This window comes from Geomonas paludis, from assembly GCF_014193585.1.
GTDB classification, from domain to species: domain Bacteria; phylum Desulfobacterota; class Desulfuromonadia; order Geobacterales; family Geobacteraceae; genus Geomonas; species Geomonas paludis.
Genome location: NZ_BLXY01000005.1, coordinates 134,278 through 154,396 on the forward strand (window position 1 = coordinate 134,278; position 20,119 = coordinate 154,396).

Annotated in this window: 15 protein-coding genes and 1 riboswitch; of the genes, 2 read left to right on the forward strand and 13 right to left on the reverse strand. The window is 57.3% G+C overall.

All coding sequences use genetic code 11. The annotated features are described in order from the left end of the window. Positions 1–15 precede the first annotated feature (15 nt). Together H7687_RS13810 and asnB are read right to left on the reverse strand one after the other, a co-directional pair. Positions 16–1,560 (reverse strand): class I adenylate-forming enzyme family protein, encoded by a 1,545-nt coding sequence (locus H7687_RS13810; protein ID WP_183348344.1) that lies wholly within the window; start codon positions 1,558–1,560, stop codon positions 16–18. Further along, positions 1,538–3,595 (reverse strand): asparagine synthase (glutamine-hydrolyzing), encoded by a 2,058-nt coding sequence (gene asnB / locus H7687_RS13815; RefSeq protein ID WP_183348346.1) that lies wholly within the window; start codon positions 3,593–3,595, stop codon positions 1,538–1,540. The genes H7687_RS13810 and asnB overlap by 23 nt, the downstream gene beginning before the upstream one ends. Positions 3,596–3,815: 220 nt before the next feature. Further along, a riboswitch (cyclic di-GMP riboswitch) is annotated at positions 3,816–3,891 on the forward strand. Between the two features lie 210 nt (positions 3,892–4,101). Between asnB and H7687_RS13820 the strand changes: the two genes are divergently transcribed. Continuing rightward, on the forward strand, positions 4,102–5,883 hold the full coding sequence (locus tag H7687_RS13820; RefSeq protein ID WP_183348349.1) for a malectin: 1,782 nt from the start codon (positions 4,102–4,104) through the stop codon (positions 5,881–5,883). Between the two features lie 20 nt (positions 5,884–5,903). Beyond that, complete coding sequence (locus tag H7687_RS13825) at positions 5,904–7,511, forward strand: right-handed parallel beta-helix repeat-containing protein (RefSeq protein WP_183348351.1); 1,608 nt, start codon at positions 5,904–5,906, stop codon at positions 7,509–7,511. A gap of 86 nt (positions 7,512–7,597) precedes the next feature. Here H7687_RS13825 and H7687_RS13830 read toward each other — a convergent pair whose 3' ends face one another. From H7687_RS13830 to H7687_RS13880, 11 genes are all read right to left on the reverse strand, one after another. Next, positions 7,598–8,746: a hypothetical protein gene (locus H7687_RS13830; RefSeq protein WP_183348353.1), complete on the reverse strand. Its 1,149-nt coding sequence runs from the start codon at positions 8,744–8,746 to the stop codon at positions 7,598–7,600. Further along, the gene (locus H7687_RS13835) at positions 8,743–9,834 is read right to left on the reverse strand and encodes a glycosyltransferase family 4 protein (RefSeq protein ID WP_183348355.1); all 1,092 of its coding nucleotides are present in this window, start codon (positions 9,832–9,834) and stop codon (positions 8,743–8,745) included. The genes H7687_RS13830 and H7687_RS13835 overlap by 4 nt, the downstream gene beginning before the upstream one ends. Further along, on the reverse strand, positions 9,831–10,973 hold the full coding sequence (locus H7687_RS13840; RefSeq protein ID WP_183348357.1) for an ATP-grasp domain-containing protein: 1,143 nt from the start codon (positions 10,971–10,973) through the stop codon (positions 9,831–9,833). Before H7687_RS13840 ends, H7687_RS13835 begins: the two co-directional genes overlap by 4 nt. Before the next feature lie 3 nt (positions 10,974–10,976). Beyond that, on the reverse strand, positions 10,977–12,116 hold the full coding sequence (locus H7687_RS13845) for a CapA family protein (RefSeq protein ID WP_183348359.1): 1,140 nt from the start codon (positions 12,114–12,116) through the stop codon (positions 10,977–10,979). Between the two features lie 33 nt (positions 12,117–12,149). Next, positions 12,150–13,430 (reverse strand): hypothetical protein, encoded by a 1,281-nt coding sequence (locus tag H7687_RS13850; protein WP_183348361.1) that lies wholly within the window; start codon positions 13,428–13,430, stop codon positions 12,150–12,152. Between the two features lie 9 nt (positions 13,431–13,439). Beyond that, entirely contained in the window at positions 13,440–14,792 is a 1,353-nt protein-coding gene (locus tag H7687_RS13855; RefSeq protein WP_183348362.1) for an oligosaccharide flippase family protein, read from the reverse strand. Between the two features lie 125 nt (positions 14,793–14,917). Then, positions 14,918–15,967 (reverse strand): DUF354 domain-containing protein, encoded by a 1,050-nt coding sequence (locus H7687_RS13860; protein WP_183348365.1) that lies wholly within the window; start codon positions 15,965–15,967, stop codon positions 14,918–14,920. Between the two features lie 33 nt (positions 15,968–16,000). Next, complete coding sequence (locus H7687_RS13865) at positions 16,001–16,729, reverse strand: P-loop NTPase family protein (RefSeq protein WP_183348367.1); 729 nt, start codon at positions 16,727–16,729, stop codon at positions 16,001–16,003. A 33-nt stretch (positions 16,730–16,762) separates the two neighbouring features. Continuing rightward, complete coding sequence (locus tag H7687_RS13870; protein WP_183348368.1) at positions 16,763–17,920, reverse strand: AAA family ATPase; 1,158 nt, start codon at positions 17,918–17,920, stop codon at positions 16,763–16,765. A 9-nt stretch (positions 17,921–17,929) separates the two neighbouring features. Continuing rightward, positions 17,930–19,387 carry a GumC family protein gene (locus tag H7687_RS13875; protein ID WP_183348370.1) on the reverse strand — a complete coding sequence of 486 codons (1,458 nt, stop codon included), beginning with the start codon at positions 19,385–19,387 and terminating at the stop codon, positions 17,930–17,932. 41 nt (positions 19,388–19,428) lie between these two features. Beyond that, positions 19,429–20,115 (reverse strand): polysaccharide biosynthesis/export family protein, encoded by a 687-nt coding sequence (locus H7687_RS13880; RefSeq protein WP_246404880.1) that lies wholly within the window; start codon positions 20,113–20,115, stop codon positions 19,429–19,431. Between the last annotated feature and the right edge of the window lie 4 nt (positions 20,116–20,119).

Genomic DNA, 20,119 nt, shown 5'->3' on the forward strand with positions numbered 1-20,119 from the left:
CCTCTAAACCCTGCCTCAACCGCACAGGGCCAGGCAGGAGGCACGGTCGATCTTGCCGCTTGGGTACTTGGGGAGCGCCGCGACCAGCCTGATCTCCCCCGGGATCTTGTGCCTGGGCAACCGGGCATGGCAAAAAGAAAGCAGAGTCCGGTCGCTGGGGTTCCCTCCCAGGGGAACCGCCAGTGCCACCAGCTTCTTGCCCAACAGCGGGTCATCCAGGCCGAGCACTACCACCTCCAGCAGCGTCCCGCTGGACATGAGCACCTCCTCGATCTCCTGCGGATCGATCCGGTGCCCCCCCACCTTGAGCAGGTGGTCCTTCCTGCCGGTCACGTAGAGATAGCCGTCGGCGTCGCGGTAGCCGAGGTCGCCGGTATGGTAGCCGTTGCCGTCCAGCACGCGGGCGGTCGCCTCGGGGTCGTTCCAGTAGCCGACCATGATATTGGGCCCTGACGCCACCAGTTCGCCGCATGCACCGTCGGGAAGCTCCTCCCCCTGCGCATCCAGCACCCGCACGGTCACACCCGGGATGGCCCTGCCGATGGAGCCGAGCTTTTCCGGAAGCCGCTCCGGCTCGACGTAGGTGAGCCGCGCCGCCGCCTCTGTGGCGCCGTACATGATGAAAAGCTTGGTGTGCGGAGGGAGTACCTGCAGCAGCCGCTCCTTGATTTCGCGCGGCATGTGGCCGCCGGCCTGGGTGCAATAGCGCAGGCTGGGGAGCCGGTCCCGGAACGAGGCCAGCGGCGAGCGGTGCAAAAGGTAGGCGTAGGTCGAGGGCACCCCTGAGAACCCCGTCACGCCCTCTTCGGCCATCTGCCTGATCACCGACGCGGTGTAGGCGAAGTTGTTGTTGATCACCACCGTCCCCCCCACCGCAATGTGGGTGTTGAGCAGCGATTTACCCATGACGTAAAAAAACGGGAGCACCACCATCTGGATGTCGTTCTCGGTAAGGCGCAGGTACTGCGTGATGGAGCGGGTGTTGCTTACGATGTTGCGGTGGGACAACATCACCCCCTTGGGCTGTCCGGTGGACCCCGAGGTGTAAATGATGCTGGCCAGGGCCTCAGGGGAAACCTTGCCTGCGCCTTCGGGAAGCTCCTCCGCCATGAGCGCCTCGTCCCACCCCCATACCAGGCGCGGCTCGTCACCGGGGACGGAGGTGTCGATGGCGACCAGGAAGCGGACCGATGGGGGGACCAGGTGGAACTGCTGCAACAGGTGGCCGCCCCCCTGCTCCACGATGATGCCCGCCGGTTGCAGTTCATCCAGCAGTCGGCCCAGCGTTTCCTGCCCGGTCTCCACATTCAGCGGCACGGCCACCGCTCCGGCCTTCAGCACGCCGTAGTAGCTCGCCGCGTACTTCACGCCGTTGCTCAACAAGATCACGATCCTGTCTCCGGGCAGCACTCCCCGCTGCAGCAGGAACCCGGCCAGCCGGCTCGCCGACCGGTTCAACTGCCGGTAGCTGACCCGCTCCCCGTCGTGGACCAGTGCGACCTTGTCCGGGCGCGCCGCCGCGCTCGATTCCAGGAAACTATGCACCATCTGCAGTTCCATGGTCTCTCCCGTCAGTGGGGGGTGACTCCGCTGTCCAATCCCGCCCCTCTGCCCTTCGCTCAGCACCGTAGCGCACCAGGTCCGGGCTCACCCTGCGCACCCCCCTGTAGGAGGCGGAGACCAGGAACTGCCGGTGCAGGATCTCGGTGGAGAGCACCCCCATGAGCGCCATGTTGGCGAACTCCCCGACCGTCCCCGGCGGGGCCTCCAGTACCCGTTGGTAGAGGCGCGCCACCTTGCCTGGGTCGAAGTACCCGCTCGACTTGAGGCTCGGCCCGGACAGCAGTTCGTCGACATAGTCCGCAGGCGCGGTCGCCGTGAACAGTGCGCTCACCGGCGCCCGGTACGGGTGTTTCGGCCGGTCGGCGATCCGCTGCGGCAGCAGATGGCGGCACGCCCTGCGCAGTAAATACTTCTCCTGCAGTCCCCTCATCTTCCACTTAGCCGGGAGCCGGAAGGCGAAATCGATGACCCGGTAGTCCAGAAATGGGTGACGCATCTCCACCGAGTGAGCCATGGCGACCCGGTCCCCCTGCGAAGAGAGGAGAAAACCGGCCAGAAAGAGCTCGATTTCCAGCACCTGCGCGCGAGAAAAGAGATCCCGGTCGGCGAAGCCCTCCGGTAGCCAGCGGGCCACTTCCTCGCGGTGATCGTAGCCGGACAGACAGCTGCGATACTCAGGAGACAGGAAGGCGAGGTTGCGGATCCCTCCCCCCCAGCGCACGGCATGGGAGAAGAAGGGATCCTGCAGCTGCTCCGGCTTGGCGGCGAAGAACTCCTGCAGGAACGAGCGCCCGCGCGAGGGATTGTTGAAGATGTAGGGATAGAGCCGCTCCAAAAGCCGCGGCCGCCGTGCGGAATCGGGGCGCCTCCCCCAGTAGTCCCTGACCTTGGCCTCTTTGAAGATGTGGTACCCGCCCAGCATCTCGTCCGCCCCCTCTCCCGAGAGGACCACCTTGTACCCCTCCGAATGTACCAGTTGCGACAGCAGGAACATGGGGACCGGCGAACTGCGCAGGGTCGCCTGCTCACAGTGCCACACCGTTTCCGGCAGCAGGCGCCTGATCTGCTGGTCTTCCACCAGCACGCGCCGGTGGTCGGTCCCCAGGTGGCGCACCATTTCCTCCTGCGCCAGGCTTTCGTCGAAGGCCGCATCGGCAAACCCCAGCGAGAAAGTTTTCAGGCGGCTTTTGCAGTGGCGCGCGATCAGCGTGGCGATGATGGAGGAGTCGAGCCCCCCGCTCAGGTAGGCCCCGACGGGGACGTCGGCGCGCAGCCGCAGTCGTACCGCGTCTTCCAAAAGCTCGGCAAAACGCTCGGTAGCCTCGGGGAGCTCGAGCTTGCAGTGCTCTTCCGGTTGGGGGGGCGGGATGCGCCAATAGGCCCTGGGACGGCAGGGTTGACCTTTGACCTGCAGGTAGTGCCCCGGCGGCAGCGCCTCGATCCCCGCAAAGAAGGTCCTGCCGGGGAGGGTGCTCCAGAAAACGAACAGCTGCCCGACCGCCTCCGGGTCGAGTTCCCTCCGACCGGTCACGGCGAGGATGGCCTTGATCTCGGAAGCGAACAGCAGTTGGCCGCCACTCCAGGTGTAGTACAGCGGCCGCACGCCGACGCGGTCCCTGGCCAGGAAGAGCTCCCCCTTGGTGCTGTCCCAGATCGCGAAGGCAAACTGGCCGTTGATCCTGTCCAGGCAGGCAGGGCCGTACTCCTCATACAGGTGCAGCAGCACCTCGGTGTCGGTCTGGGTGCTGAACCGGTGCCCGCGGGCAAGCAACTCCTGTTTCAACTCGAGGTAGTTGTAGGCCTCGCCGTTGTACACGATCCACAGTTCCCCGGTCTCGTTGCAGATGGGCTGGATGCCGCCGTCGATGCCGATAATGCTCAAGCGCAGATGCCCCAGGGCGACCCGGTGGTCGAGGTAGACGCCGGACTGGTCCGGCCCCCGGTAACGCAGCGGCGAGATCATGGCCACCATCTGCTCCAGGCTGGGGGGGGGCTGCTCCGTTATGTTAATAATCCCTGCAATACCGCACACTTTACTCCTCCCGGTGCGCCGTCTCCCGCTCTCCGGCCGACGCAAAACCATTAAACTATACCAATGTAACTTTTGGAAGCAACGCGCAGCGCCTTTTTTGGCGGGAGGCGGCGGAAGGTTAAAGAAGGAAGGGCTTGATCTTTCATTAGTGTGACAAGCGTCACAAGCGTTCGGCCGGCGAACTGCTACTGTCTCGTTCAAACAAACAGCTGCAGGCAGATATCGATAATACTAAAACTTCCGCGAGGAAGTGACGGAAAGCCTAAGGGTCTCACGCAGACAGCCGGGTTGCCGAAATATCCACTGGATACCATAGGCACCGGCTTTTTTTGCGTCCGGATTCCTCTGCAGCTAAAGACCAAAGGGAAAGGAGGCTAGATGAGCACCCCAACCACGGCGGCCAGAAGCAAAGCAGGGCGCCAGCCAGGACCCCCGGGGGGGGGCAGCAAGCACCCCCGGGAATACCGCCTGCCGAACCGGCACAAAAAACAGGAGGAAGCAGCCTAATGTCCAAGAGCAGTACACGAAAAAGCCTTGCCGCCCTTACCAGGATGGCCTTCATCGCCATCATGGCTTTTACCGCAATGGCAACAACGACGCTGACGGCGACACCGGCGGCGGCAGCTCAGGCCAGCATTGCCTGGAGCGCACCGACCGACAGCACCGGGGTTACCGGTTACAAGGTCCACATCGGCGGCAGCAGCGGCAGCTACTCGCAGCACATCGACGTCGGCAGCACCACGAGCTACTCGAGCAGCAGCCTGAGCGACGGGAGCACCTACTACTTCGCCGTCACCGCTTACAACGCGGCGGGGGCCGAGAGCGCCTACTCCAACGAGATCAGCAGGAGCTTCCCGGCACTTCCCACCACGTACACCATCACCGCGACGGCCGGTGCCGGCGGCACCGTCACCGCCTTGAGCAACACCAAGGTGAGCACGGCGACCAGCGGCAGCTCCACCATCACCAGCGTGACCGTCACCTCCGGTGCGAGCCAGTCCTTCAGCATCACCCCCGCCAGCGGCTACAAGGTGGCTGGGGTCACTGTGGACGGCGTCGCTAAAGGTGCCGTCACCTCCTACACCTTCAGCAACGTGACCGCCAACCACACCATCTCGGCCAGCTTCACCCTCAACAGCTACAGCATCACCGCCAGCGCCGGCACCGGCGGCAGCATCACCCCGTCCGGGACCGCCACCGTCGCCGCCAACGGGAGCCAGAGCTACACCATCACCCCCGCCACCGGCTACAAGATCGCCGCGGTCACCGTCGACGGCGCATCGGTGGGCTCAGTGGGCAGCTACACCTTCAACCTGGTCAGCGCCAACCACACCATCGCCGCGAGCTTCGCGCTCAACAGCTACACCATAACGGCAACGGCCGGCACCGGCGGCAGCATCACCCCCTCGGGGACCGCCACGGTCACGAGCGGCGGCAGCAAGAGCTACACCATCGCGGCGGCCAGCGGCTACAAGATCGCCGACGTCAAGGTGGACGGTGTCTCCAAGGGAGCCATCGCCAGCTACAGCTTCAGCAGCGTCACCGCCAACCACACCATCGCGGCGAGCTTCGTTGCAAACACAACCACATACACCATCACGGCTAGCGTCGGCACCGGGGGCAGCATCTCGCCGGCCGGGAGCGTATCGGTGGCAAAGGGTTCAAGCCAGACCTTCACCATAACCCCCAGCGCCGGGTACAGCATCAAGTCCCTGCAGGTTGACGGGCAATGGATCAGAGCTGCCTCTACCTATACCTTCTCCAACGTGACCGCTAACCACTCAATCCTCGCTGCCTTCAGCGCAACGGCAACTGCAGCAACCAGCACCACGGCCGGCAAAGTTGTCTTCGCCACCAATGCCGGGGGCGCGGCCTTCACCGGCGCCGATGGGACCGCCTACAAGGCCGACAGCTACTATTCCGGCGGGACTGCCAAGACCATCACCGCGACCATCGCCGGCACCTCCGACGACGTGCTCTATCAAAGCTACCGCTACGGCAGCACCACGGCCGGGAGCGTCATGTCCTACAACATCCCGGTTGCCAACGGCAACTACTCCGTGATGCTCAAATTCGCGGACAACGTGGGGACGGGCCAGAGGGTTTTCGACGTCAAAATGGAAGGGACCACTGTTCTATCCAGCTTTGACATCTATGCCAAGGCTGGCAATAATACTGCTTACGATGTGACGATACCTGTCAGCGTGGCTGACGGCGTGCTGAACATAGGGTTTGTGACCAAGATCAGCAGCCCGAAGATCAACGGCATCGTTGTGAAAACCAGGTAGAAAAACACAAAGGAAGGTATATGACGTCAAAAGTAACGTTATTCGGTAAGAAGATAGCAGTAGCGGCAGCAGTGATTCTTTGTCTGAGCGCCACCGTGGCCTCCGCGGCAACCTACTATGTCGACTCCTCTGCGGGCTCAGACAGCAATTCCGGCAGCAGCACCGCTCCCTGGAAGACGGTCACCAAGGTGAACAGCATGTCCTTCTACCCCGGGGACCAGATCCTCTTCAAACGGGGGGGGAGTTGGGACACCCTGCTGAAACCCTCTTCCGGCACCAGCGCGTCTCCGGTCAGCTACGGTGCCTACGGCACCGGCAACAAGCCGGTCATCCGCGGCTTCTACGCCTCGAGCAAGTCGTACGTGACTGCCCAGGACATAGCGTTTCGCAACGGCAGCTCTGACAGCCCTGCCACCATCCTGACCTCGCACCACATCGCTCTCAGGAACTGCGACATCATCGCCGACACCAGCAACTCCACCTGGGCGGCACTGTACATGCTGCTCAACTCGCACCATAACGAGATCAGCGACTGCAACATCGCGCACCTGAGCATCAGCAGGCAGTCCGACGCGGTGAACCTGAGAAGGAACGCCAACTACAACATCATCAGGAACAACAAGATCGGTGCGGCCACCCACTACGCGCTCTCCCTGGAAGGGTTCGACACCACCTACCCGACCTACAGCTGCAACTACAACCTGATCCAGGGCAACACCATCAACAACCCGCAGGGCGCCACGATGGGCTTGCAATCCGGGTCGAGCAACAACGTCGTGGAGAAAAACATCATCTACGGCGGCAAGAGCACGAGCTACGACGCCAACCTCCCCCGCACCTTCAAGGCGGTGTCGCAGAACAACATCATCCGCTACAACATCCTGCGGGACAACACGACCAGCACCTCCAGCGGTCTGGGCATGGAGGTCTACGCCTACAACACCGACCCTCCCAACGTCGCCATCGGCAACAGGGTCTACAACAACACGATCACCAACATAACCAAGTACCCCATCGTCATCGCGACCAACGGCGACAGCGGGGCGACCGCCTACAACAACTACTTCAAGAACAACGCGGTCTACAACAACCTGGACAGCTACCAGCTCTGGATCCAGAAGAACAGCGTCATCTACGACAACTTCTTCTCCAACAACCTGTTCTTCAAGACCGGCACCAGCTCCATCATGAACGTGCAGGGGAAGTACGGGACGGTGGCCGACATCCAGGCGGCCGACCCCACCCACTTCAAGGGTAATCTTCAGACCGCACCGATGCTCGACTCGACCTACAAACCGCAGATCGGCTCTCCCTGCATCGATGCCGGCGACTTCCTGACCAAGGTGACCAGCGCCAGCGGCACCGGTTCCGTGATCACCGTCGCCGATGACGGCTACTTCTCCGACGGCATGGGGCTCACCGCAGGCGACACCATCATGGTGGGGGGCTACACCGCCACCATCACGGCGATCAACCGCTCCACCAACCAGATCACCCTGAACCAGAGCGTGACCTTCAAGACGGGCGACCCGGTCAGCATGCCCTACAAAGGGAGCAAGCCGGATATCGGCGCCATCGAGTACCAGCAGGTCGTGGCCCAGCCGCTCAACCTGCAGTTCACCAACTAGCGGCAACGGCTCCAGCCGAAACCGCCACAGCAAAGGGGGCAGCGGTCGACACCGCTGCCCCCTTATTTCGTCGCGTGCACCCCGACCTAGGCGGTCAGTTGAGACAGGGCGCAGAACATCCAGGCCTGCGACCAGCGGATGTAGGGGATCTTGTTGGTGAAGGCACGGTACTTCTGGTAGTAGAAGTAACCCGTCTCGTCCTGCATGTGCTCCACGGCCCAGCGCGCGATCTGCTCGGCCAGAGGTAGGCTCTCTTCGCAGTACCCGGCAAGTTCCAGGCAGGTGAGGATGCCCTGGGCGGAGCAGTGGATGTCAATGGGATAAAGGGAGTCATGGTAATACTTCGGGCAACCGTCGTGCAGCCAGAAGTGGTCGAGGTAGTATTGATAGCCCTTGCGCAGTTCCTTTTCCCAGGTCTGTTCTTCGGCAAACTGCATCCACCTTTTCAGCGAGACCAGATTGAAGCCGGTGTGAAAACTGTCGATGAACTGCTGAAAGGGACTTTCTCCGTAGGCCCAGGAGTAGTCGGGGCGCATGGCCTTCACCGAGTAGCGCATCGCCTTGCGTGACTTCTCCAGATAACCACGATTCCCGGTCAGGCGCGCGACCCGCGCCAGCAGCGCGGCGGAGAGCATGTTAACGTTGTGCACCCGCGTGGTGTTGCCGGGCATGTACCCAAAGCACATGGTGGTGCCGTCCTCGAAGAGAACCAAGTGGTCGAGCAGAAACCGGCACCCTCCCAAAGCAGCATCGAGCGCGCTCTCCGCGCCGGTGGCAGCATGAAAATCGAGCATGGCGTTGGACACGAACACGGTGGTCACCGCGTTGGGCGTCCCCACCGGGGTAAGAAAATTGCGCGACTGCCAGTCAAAGTTGTACCCCCAGGAGATCCCGGAATAACCGGAGCAATGCATCCCCAGCAGCAGCCGCACCAGTTGTCCGGCCTCGTCGAGCTTACCCTTGGCGACCAGGCCGGTCACGAAAAGGGCCACCCCCTTGGGGTTGTAGCCTTTGGGAACCCCCGTCACCCCCCGAAAGTTGACGGGACTTCTCTTGAAGAACTGAGTCCACGCCAGCCGCAGCAACGGCGACCGGTAGAGCGGGGAGTTGCGAAACAGTGCCGAGTTGAGCCCGTCGAAGTTGTCCCACCCCTGGTAGCCACAGGCACGACAATAGTCGTAGAGCCTGTCAAAGGCATGACCGAAAGTTATGGCGGCAGCATCCTCGCGTTTCATACCTCCCCCCTTTCCTGGCGCAGCAGGTCGAGGTAGAGCGCTTCCAGCCTCGCGACCACGCTGGTTATGGAGAACCGCTCGCGCCCGACCCGCCTGTTGCGCTGCGACATCTCCTGCCAAAGCTCCCCGTCTTCAAGCAGACGTGCGACCCGATCGGCAAAATCCGCCGGATCAAGTGAAGGGACCAGGAAGCCGTTCTCGCCATCGACTATGATGTCGGCGATACCCGCCACGGGCCGGCTCACAATGGGGATACCCATCCCCATCCCCTCCACCAGGGCGTTAGGCATTCCCTCCCCGTAGTCCGTGGGAAAGAGCATGATGCCGCACCGGGCCAGCAACCGGTATTTCTCCTCACCCGCCAGCCAGCCTGTGAATGACACCTGTGCCATCAGTCCCCGACGTTGCACATACGCAACCAGTTCCTGGCGCAACTCGCCGTCCCCCACCATGTAAAGTTGCAAGTCGGGAAAACGGGGGAGCAGCATTTCCACCGCCTGGATCGCGGTGAGGCACCCCTTGCCCCGGGCAAACCTGGAGAGGTAGACGATGCGGCGTGGATCGTTGGCAGGCACGCATTCGTGATGCTCGTAGGTTGTGGTCTCCTGCACGATGGCCTGAGATGGAAAGCCCCATCGGGTCAACCTCTCCCCGAAACGGCTGCAGAGGACCACCAGCCGGTCTGCGGCGAACACCCGCCTGAACACCCCCCGTGCGTACCGGTCGATGACCCCTTCCCACGTGGGCGACCACCCCCGGAAGAAGACGATGGTTCTTCTTCCCGTGAGCCTCGCCGCCAGATGGTAGACGCCGTCGCGGATCAGGGACTTGGGATCAAGAGACGGGTTCAGCACCACGAGGTCATGCTGCGGCAACGTTCGCCGCAGGGCGGCGAGGTCGACCAGCGGCTGCAAGGGCCGCCCCCCGCCGCTGGCGGCGGACCGGCTACCGGTGTAGAAGAAAGACAGTTGCAGCGCCTCGGAGCGGAAGTGCTTGCTGACGAGGGAGTAGTAGTTGGCGACACCGCCGTTTTGCTCCGGCGGCGGACACATGACGAGAACTTGAGGCTTGCGGCTTGTTGTGGTCATAACACACCTGCCCGATCCTTTTGTTGCAGCGAGTCCAGGACGCACAGAACACGCTGGTTGTATAGATAGTTGCCGCAGAAGTCGCCGGGCTCGAACCTCCAGCCGTCCGGCGGTTCATGAAGCATCCGCCCGGCAATCCCGTCGACCATGCACATCTCGTGGTTGTTTAAAATTCCGAAGTAGGTATGCAGTTCGTTGACCAGAAATCTGCCGTCTTCAGTGATGAAGACATCCAGGCTCAGACTGGTGAAACCACCGGCATCGAACACGGCGCGGGCAAAATCCAGCAGCCCTGCCGGCGGCATGCCATAGGTGCGCAGGTGCGAGCCACTGTGAAAACGGCCCGAGCGGACCTTTTCGAAAGCGAAATAGGACGGGCCGATGCGGACCACGCGCCACTCCCTGAGGTTCGGGAGATATTCCTGAAACAGCACGCTGCCGACCTCACGATCGTTGGGCCCGCGCCTCTCATTTGTGTACCCCTTGCAGAAGCAGCGGGAAATGTGCCTGCGGAGTTGGCTGCGCCGCTCGAAGATGATGACCCCGGAGGCTCCCGAGCCCATGTTGCTCTTGAAGACCACGGGTAGGTCGGTACGGGCGGCAAACTGCAATGCCTGGCTGCGGTCGTAGAAAACCCAGGTCCTGGGGTGGCTGATGCCATTGGCCTTGAGCCAGTAAAAGGTGCGCCTTTTGCTTTCCCACATCCACAAGGCGGAATAGGACGGAAAGATCGGCATGCCCAGGTCCTCGGCAATGACCCGCACCCGCTCGTCGTACATCTGCTTCCAGTTGCTGAAGGTAACGGAAGGCAGCACGAGGTAGACGTCGCAACCTGACTGCTGCATTTCCTCCTGCCAGTCCGGCCCCGTAATATCGAGCACCTGGTAGCGCACCCTCAGATCGTGGCACGCTTTTACGTAGTGCCTGTGGCCGTGCCAGAACTCCTTGAGGATGCCCAGGGTGTACGGGTACGCCGGCTCGTAATCACAGCTGGGGCATTCTTCCTCCTGCACCAGTAGAATTCTGTTGCTGGTCCTTAACTCCACCAGGTTCAGATGCTTCTGGATGTAACGGCGCAAGGGCCCGAGCATCCGGTTTTGTTTCAAGAAAGTCAGAGCACGGAGGCAGAGCCGATTCATCTTTCACCTCTTGACCTCGAGGTCGATTGCCAGAATAGTCTCCAGCGCCTCTCTATGGGACTCGCAGGAGATCAGATGATGCAGGTTCAACAACCTGTGCTTGTCAAAGCACCAGTCGCTGAAACGCAACCTGCGGTTGAGAAACCTGGCGAGCCTGCCGTGGCCATTCAGTGTGCTGTACAAGTCGTACTTTTTTCTCTGGCACAACTGGTGCCATTGCTTGCGCACAAACTCCGCATCCGCAACCAGGGCGCTTTTCTCCCGTACCGCGGTCAGAAACCGTTCTGCCTGAGACGCCCCCATCCTCCTCGCCCCGGGCAGATGGTCGGACTGGTGGTACGGCACCAGTTCCACCCTTGCGGGAAGGCCTGGTTCAAGCAGCACCCGCACCAAAAATCCATGGTAGAAACTGTCAGTGCGTTGCGGGTAGCGGTCGAAAAGCAGGTTGCCCTGACCGTAGACGATGTGCCCGTTTTGGTACTTCTCCACCGCTCCCGGGCAGTGGGAGTGCTGGCAGACCACAACATCGGCCCCCTCCTCCACCATGAAGTGACAGGTGTCCTGCAGCATAGGGCTCGGGTAAGGGTAATGCTGGACCCCGGCATGAAGCAACACGATCAGGTAGTCGAAAAAACCGCGGCAAAGGCGCAACGACCTTACGTACTGTGCAAGATTCAACACGCTGACCCCGCCCTTTGCCACGCCGGCGACAGCCTCACTTTCGGCATAGGCCAGCAGCCCGACTTTGACACCTCGGAACCCGCGAATGATCGGCCGCCTGGCCTCGCTATCATCTGCACCGGCTCCGACAACCGCAATCCCAGCGCTGGCACAGGTTGATCTGGTGCTCAGCAACCCGGTGGCACCGTAGTCGAGGATGTGGTTGTTGGCGAGATTGACAAGATCTATATGCGCTCTACTCAGGGAGACTATACCTGCCGGCTCCGCCCGTAACGCCGGGCCGACCTTGGCCACCGCCCGCCCCCCCTCGATCAAGGGACACTCAAGATTGACGACGACAAGATCGGCGCGCCGGAATTCGGTGAGGAGGTCGCTGAAAAGGCCGGAGGCATCGCCGCCATGAAACATACGAGCATTGCGATTGATGGGGCAGACATCACCGCCGATTACGATCTCGACCATGTCGATGCCCTCCGTACCCCGGCTGGCTGCCTCTTAGGAGGTGTTGGCATGGGGATTGTCGCGTCGCTCTGCCAGAAAGCCCAGACAACGGCCGGACAGAAGGCACAACAGGTAGGAATAAGGAGTAAGTGAAGGGTTGGAATAGGTGCTGAACCCGATACAGGCAAGCCCCCACAGGAGCAACAGGACCGCCGCGGCATTGATCTCGAGCGCTTCTGATCCAAGACACCTCAGCCCCGGCAAAATTATCAGTGCGAGGTAGGACAGAGCCGTCGGCACCCCACCGATAAAGGCCATCCACAACACCGCATTGTCAAAGTATTGGTAATCTTTGCCGTTCCAGTCCCAGGTCCCGTTAGGCCCCCTACCGAGCACCAGATCCGAGAGCGGCACGTCCGCGAAGAAGTCGACGTACTGCCCGGACCGGGTGTCCTGGAGAGCCCGGTCCTGAAAATCCGTGAAGGCACCGAGCAGCAGATCCTGGAGGAAAAATCCCAGTATGGAGAGGGCGACGAGCAAAACGAGCAGGGACTTCAGACGGTGGGCTAAGAAGCTCCTCGCTTTGCCTGCGGCCGGTTTGTTCAGCCAAAAGAAGGACATCAGGAGGAAGAAGGACATCAGAAACCAGGACCTGGTCTTGGTGAAGACTGCCAGGCAGATGAATACGACGTAAGGGATGAAGCGCCAGAAGTGGTTTAACTTTTGATGTCGTGTAAAGCTGAACAGCGTCCAGCCACCGTACCACATCAACAGCACCATGTAGTAGACCGGCGTAGAAAGCCAGCGCTGAGTTATGTCACGGTGAGTGGTGGCTATTGATACTGTTGCCAGGCAGGCACTGATCATTGAGGCTCCAAAGACCACCTTATCGACAATGGGCCAGACTCTCCTATCCATACCGGCAAATACCAAGACGGTGGAGAACCAGACAAAGGGTCCTGTGGCACCAAAGGCCTTGAAACTGGTGTAGTCGGCAAGACCGTAGGATGCCAGCGCCCAGAGCAAGGCTGTGAGTTGCAAGATCCAGAAGGCGTACCTCGTAGTGGGATCGAGCCTGCGGTACTGCCCGTTAACGGCAGCAATAGTTCCAGCGGCAAGGGCGCAGAGAAGTCCGAGTCCGTGGGCAAGGTAATATAGTGCAGATTTTTCCCCAGGACCGACCACCCCCTCGCCAGCAGTCGTTCCGATGGATTGGGCGGTCACGACCCAAGCACCCCACGCCCCCAGCAACCCGGCGGCGCTTAACAACGGGACGAGGGTGCCGGCCGAACCGGATCTCTTTTGACGCCCTTGCTCAACGGCTCTGGCAAGCATGGTATCCTCTCAAAGGTCAGCCTTGACAGTCGCCTGGTCCGCCGACCTGGGTTGCCGCAGATAACGGTACAACACCCAGACAAGCAGGATTGCGCAGGTGGAATAACTGATCAGGTGAGCCACGGCCAGTCCCCGTGCAGTGGTGGCGATCCCTGTCAGGCATAAAAGTACGAGGATGCTTCCTCGTAACAGATCAAGGCCAAGCATCTGCCTGGACTGTTCGGCCGCCCATAGCCCTGCACTTGCTACCGTCCAGACCGAAGTCGCGACACACAGCACCGCGATGACCCCCAGCACATCGCCTCCGGTTCCAAACCCTTTGCCGTACCAGGACATCAGGATGTCGGGAAACAACATGAGAACCGACGCACCCGCAGCAGTGACCAGCACGCTTATCGCGCCCAAGCCGACCAATGCCTTGGTGAAGCCGTGCCGGTTGCCTTCCGCCTGGAGGTTGGCCAAAACAGGCAGAGATACATGAAAGATACGTGTTGGTAGAAAAGCCAGTACGTTCTGATATCTGCTGGCGGCATTGAAGATGGCATATTCCGCCAGCCCATCGGGGCGCCGGGCAAGGAGGATGCCCACAGCCCAGTTGGTGGCGTTCATAGCGATCTCGCTAAGCCAGACCATGGTCGACATTCTAAGGATCGACCGCTCACCCCACACCTTGCGGTACGTTATCGGGATCCCCAGCCGCCGGCATTCCTTCTGGAGCATGACCTGACCGATCAGACAGCCCATAATGCTTACAGCAGAATAGCCAAGCACGGCCCCGGTGACTCCGTTGTAATGGGAGGTTACCCAAACAATCGGCAAGAGGGCTCCCTGGCAGGAGGTTATCGTAGCGCAACTTCGAAAACACTCGAGCCCAGCAAGCATGCGAAACTGGATCAGACTTATAATCTCGAACATCATCCAGACTGAGCTCAGACTGAAATCACGTGCAAGGTTGTGCCCAGGAAGCAACTTCTCGGCAAGAAGGTGTGAGCAACTGACGACAAGCAAGCCTATGACTGCAGAAACGACGCCCACAAAAGAAAGTGTGAAGCCGATAATACGTCCTGTTCGTTGCGGATTGGACACTCTGTTGCTGGCGATATACTTAGCAGTAGAAAGACCTATCCCGGCCTGCCCAAAACTCGAAATCATCAACACAGTGCTTTGAATGACGGCCAGTCTGCCGAAATCCGACATCCCGATGACCCGTGCCACAAAGATGACAGCCAGGAAGTTGCTGATTTGCCTGAAAAGAGATCCTGCGGTTACCCAAGACATGCCGACGGCCAGCCTCTTTTTCAGCGACTGTGCCGGCAGATACTTGTCGGAAATCTGGGAGAGGCGTTCTGGTAGTTGCCACATGTCCGACCTCTATCTGAGTTGCTGCCTTTGAGGTAGAAGAATAGATACAACTGAGCATGACCCCGATGGACGAAGTACTGCAAAGCTTGCGTGAGACGGGGCGACAAAGACAGCAGGCCGGAGTGTTAGCGGTGTTCCATGATGCTGACCAGTTCATCAATGATGGTTCCGAGGGCCTCGGGGCTATCGCTGCCAGGGTGTGCGGGGCGGTTCCATTTGCAGATATGCAACTTGTTTTCGATGTCCTCGATGCTTTGTAGCAGCACCAGACGTCCGCAATTTGCAAGATATTCATCAACGGTACCCATCTGACCGCGGAAAATGCTATAAACTGGAACTCCCAGTGCCGCGGCTTCCCTGTTCATTGTTCCGCCACCGCTTATCACAAGGTCGGAGTGCCAGATTAGATTTAGGCCATCGATCACTTTTGGAGGAATGATAATCTTACCCGTGTCAATTAAGCTGCTCCATGCGGCTCGCACTGTCGCCTCCTGATCTCCGTTTCGCGGCAGCACGATAAGGCGGGTGTCGGACAACGCCGTGAGGCGCTGCATCACTGCAGAAAAAAGCTCGTCGCTTTGGGGCCGATGATAATGTGCCTCTGTTGCTGGCGGCCGAATAGTTACTACGACCTCCTCAGTGGTAATCCCCAATTCGGACAAGATCCCGTTCAACGGCTTGAACCGCGGGACGTACACGTCCTCTTTTATCCCGGGATACCTACCAATACGACTGAACCTTTGTTTAATAGCATCATCGGGTATCACCTCTGGCACAATTACGGTGTCAGGATACGCAAAAGGAAGCCACTGCGCATGCTCATAGTCGAAAATCAACGTGGAGGGGACGCCAAGCAAACGGGCGATGATCAACTGCGAACGCGAACCGTGGGACAGGGCCAACGCGGGTTTCTCGCTGAGCACTGTTGGGGCGAGCTGGAGGGCTCTGATTGCCAAGCCGATAACCTTCATGACCCTGTTCTTCCCATAGTGTCTACCAATCCTGTTGTAGGGCAGTCGCAGCAGATCTGCGAGACCACAGACTTGGAAGCAGTCCCTAGCAGTAATAGTAAAGCTGTAACCCCTTTTTTCGAGTTCTTCTATTATCGGCTTGAAAAAGGGGACATGGGGCGAATTGTCTAGGTCAATCCAGATCTTCTTCTTATGAGTTTTCATCCTCGTCCCTTGCGCTTAGAGTTTGTCTTAAACCTAATGCAGTTTTGCATAAAGCCTATCAGGAATATGGAAGCACCGCTTATTCAAAACCACTCCAACAAAGGCATCTGAATTATGCGTTATTTTTTCTTTCAATGATTGCAGTGCAAATAATTTTGTTTTTTCACTTTCTAGAATTATGACTACTATATCTGCATAGCGAGTAAGTTCCACGCCGTGAGGCTGAGCAGCAACAGACGGCATGTCAAATATGATTATGTCATACATACTTTTAGTCTTGCTTAGCACATTTGGGTCCTCCTTCAGTTGTTTGGAGCAAAGATCGAAGAGGACACATACTTCTGTGACCCCCCCCCTTTTTTGAACCGAAAAATCAGAACCTTGATTATCCGAAAGAACCTCCTGCCACTTCAACTGTGCAGGAAGGTTGTTATCTGTTGCAACGACACATTCAAGAAGTTTGACAAGCAACACCTTTTTGTCGAGCAACGTTGAGGACACCGACGCGAACCTCTGTGCAACGGAAGAAACCCCCTCCCCTAGGTGAGAAGAGATCAACTGCATGACCAACCCAGGCCCCTTTAGTTGTTCCTCAAAACGCACGAACATCTCTGCTATCTCAGCATCTATTGTGCTAGCCGAGACAGAGTCGGCAATATTGGAATTGTTGTTGCGGCCCCCTCCAACTACGTCAGGAGACGGTGGATCATCCTTGTGCCGCTCACGTCGTGCTTGCTCAAGAGCATCGAATATGTTGCTCATGTGAGTCTCCTTGATGTGCCAGACCAATTCGAGTTAAGGCCCCACTACTTTTGGAAACCTCAGGCGCCCCCCTTCCACTATAACGTTCTCATCAGTGATTGACGGGTTCGCTTTCTTCACCAGCAGCATCGTCCCCTTATCTGCTCGCCCGTAGACCTGTGTTACAAGCTTGGCCAAGGTGTCTCCCCTCTGAACCACTCTTTCGATATAAGCCTGCGGTACAGGCGGCCGAACCGGTTTCTCTGCAACGACAACTTTAGTCACAGGAGCGGTTGAAAAACGAGAAGGTTCGATAGAGTGTGGAAATTGGTAGAAAGAAAGCCCGCAAACAGCAAACAGCGCTACTACGGCAGCAGCTATAGCCAACCCGAAAGATTGGCAGCCCTTAATGCCAAATTCTCTTGCAACGCTTCTCACCATGGCCGCGCTGACGACTTTCTCGCCGCACCCATAGGCATTGATCAGGCAGTTGTCGCATAAAATGTTTATTATTCTTGGAATACCTTGGGCTATACGGACAATATCTTTCAACGCAGCCGCTGTGAATGGCACCGAATCCACAACCGCAGCTTTAGTGAGCCGGGAACGGATATAAGCAACACCAGAAGCAGGGTCCAATGGTGATATAACCGCCTTAACAGAAACCCGTTGCTTAAGCTGCTTAAGTTCATGAAGATTCAGAGTCTTTTCAAACTCGGGTTGTGCACTAAAGACAATCTGTATCAGTTTTTCCTTCGACGTCTCTATATTCGACAGCATCCTCAGGTTCTCAAGCGTGTCAACAGGCATGTTTTGAGCTTCGTCAATGATTATAACGACATTCCGTCCTCCCCTGAACTCGTTGACTAGGTAGCGATGCAGTTCGTCAAGCATCTCAAAACTGCTCCTCGAATGCGAGGACAGGCCAATCTCCCGACATATTTGCTTCAGCAAATTTCCAAAAGAAAGCATCGGGTTCAATATGTACACAGAGGTTAGTTTGGATGTATCTACCTGATTCAAATATGAACGGACGATGGTGGTCTTTCCGACTCCGATTTCGCCAACAACAAGAATGAATCCCTTTCTTTGCTCTACTCCATAGATGATTGAGGCAAGCGCTTCCTTATGAGCAGCGCTCAAGAAAAGAAAATCGGGGTCGGGAGTTATATTGAAGGGTTCCCTATGGAATTGAAAATATTTCAAGTACATACCTTGCCCCTATTTATAAGGTATTGATACCAACACTGGCAATCCCGAGACTACCTCAACCTTCTCAGGCGTTGAGAACGTCTGATCCGACTTCTCCTTCAGGAACGCTGCGCCGATGGCTACAAAGACCCCCGACACAAAGCCGAACGCCACTATTTTTACTCTGCTGGTTGTAGACGGAACGACTGGAACAGCTGCTGTTTGGATGACGCTGATGTTGGCGAGCTTCTGCCGGTTCATCTCTTCCAGCATCCGGGACTCCTCTACACGATCCAAATAGTTCTGGTAGTTTTTCTCGTTCATCAATTTTTCTCTCTTAAGATTTTCAAGTTGTTGCTCTCCTCTATTGATGCTTGCTAAGCTGTTCTTGATCTCTTGCAGTTGGGCTCTAACACTCGTAACTTTCGCCACTAAAGCTTGAAGGCTTGCACTTGACGTCAAGAAATCCTTATATAAATCAAGGTAAACTTGGTTACCAGTTTTAGCCTTATTATTAGCATCTGTCTCAAGATCATTGATATATCTTTTAACAATTTCAATTTCGTTTTTGGAATTTATGATCAGTTTGTTAGATGGGGTATATTTCTTTGCCAGACGCTGCTCTTCAAGCAACAGACCCAACAGCTTCGCTTTTGCGTCCTGGATATCGAAACTTCTTTCAGGTGGAACATATGAATCACGGCTCTTGTAAACGGTTTGTAATTGCCCTTTAAGAACAATCACTTTTTTTTGCAGCTCTCGTACTTGATTATCAGTTGCTTTCAATTCAGCGTCGAGTTCCTGTTTCTGTTGAAGTAAAAGGGTCCTTTGTTCTCCTAACGAGTAGACATCGTTCTCCTGTTTAAAAACCTCTAACTCCCGTTCGGAGGCCCTTAGTTTCTCCGTGTACATCTCAAGCTGTTGCTGCAAGAAGGTTGATTGAGGCTCACGGAAAACCTGCAGATGTTTATCTCTGAAGTAATCTACGAATGAGTTAACGACCCTTGCAGCAATTTCAGGGTCCGGGTGCTCATAGCCGATCTCGATAACATTTGAATTTTTTACCTTGTTTAATTTCAGAGTCTTTTCAAGTCGAGTTTCCGCAAGGTCTTCAACATTTACGTCCGTCATTGCCACCAAATCAGGGAAAAGCTTGTAAGCTGTGATTTCTTTAACCACTTTATCTCTAAGCTCTTTGCTTGAAAGAATTTGGAGCTCAGAACTGATCAAACCGTCTTGGTTGATTGCCATTGTCGGGGCGGAGATTCTTTCTCCAATTTCTGGCCTTGCAAGATACTCCCGGCCCATCTTTATGAGAACGGTAGACTTGGCCTCGTAAAGTGGTTGACTCAGTAGTGCCACAAACACTGCAAGCAGGACAACAACCACAAAAGAGGTCGCCATTATCCTCTTATTTTTGAAGATGATGCTTACATAGTGAACCGCTACCTTCGTATTGACTAGTACCTGACCGTTATCCGTTTCCATGGCTATCCATCCTCTTATCCCCTTCCACCGTTTGGCGAAATCTACCTGATGCTGTAACCTAAGCCGATTGGCAACGGTACGTTTTTTCTTATGTACAAGTCTATCCAGGTGTTGATATCAGAGATGGAAGACCTCGGAACGTAAACGATGTCGTTAGGTTGCAGCACCACGTCACCCTCGCCCTTTTTTCTGATTTCTTCTACATTCAAGTGTATCGTGCTTATCTCATTATCAGAGCCTCGTCGTATAACCACTACCGTCTTAGGATTCGCGCTTTCTTTCATGCCACCGGCCTGTGCAATTGACTGTACCGCCGTGATAGTTCCGCTGATAGTCACCATGCCTGCTCTATTAACCTCTCCATCCACATACACTTTATCAGCCACGGGCGTTCGAACTATGACTGTAATCTTAGGTTCTAATATCTCCTTGGCATACGCCGTGCTGAGTCTCTGCGTCAGTTCTGTGGGAGTGAGTCCGCCTGCTGTTACTTCAGTGATAAGTTGGAGTGATATTTTCCCATCCGACCGTACCACTACTTGCTCATTAAGTTCAGGGTTGTAGAAAAATTTGACGTCTAACAGATCACCAGGCTGGATCCTGTAGATGCTTTCAACTTCTGCACCAGCGGGGGCAGGCGGCAAAGGCTGCCTTCTATTGGCGGCAGTCGATGTGCACCCCCAGATAACAAACATAACCAGCACCATTGTACCCTTTAATAATTTCATAAAG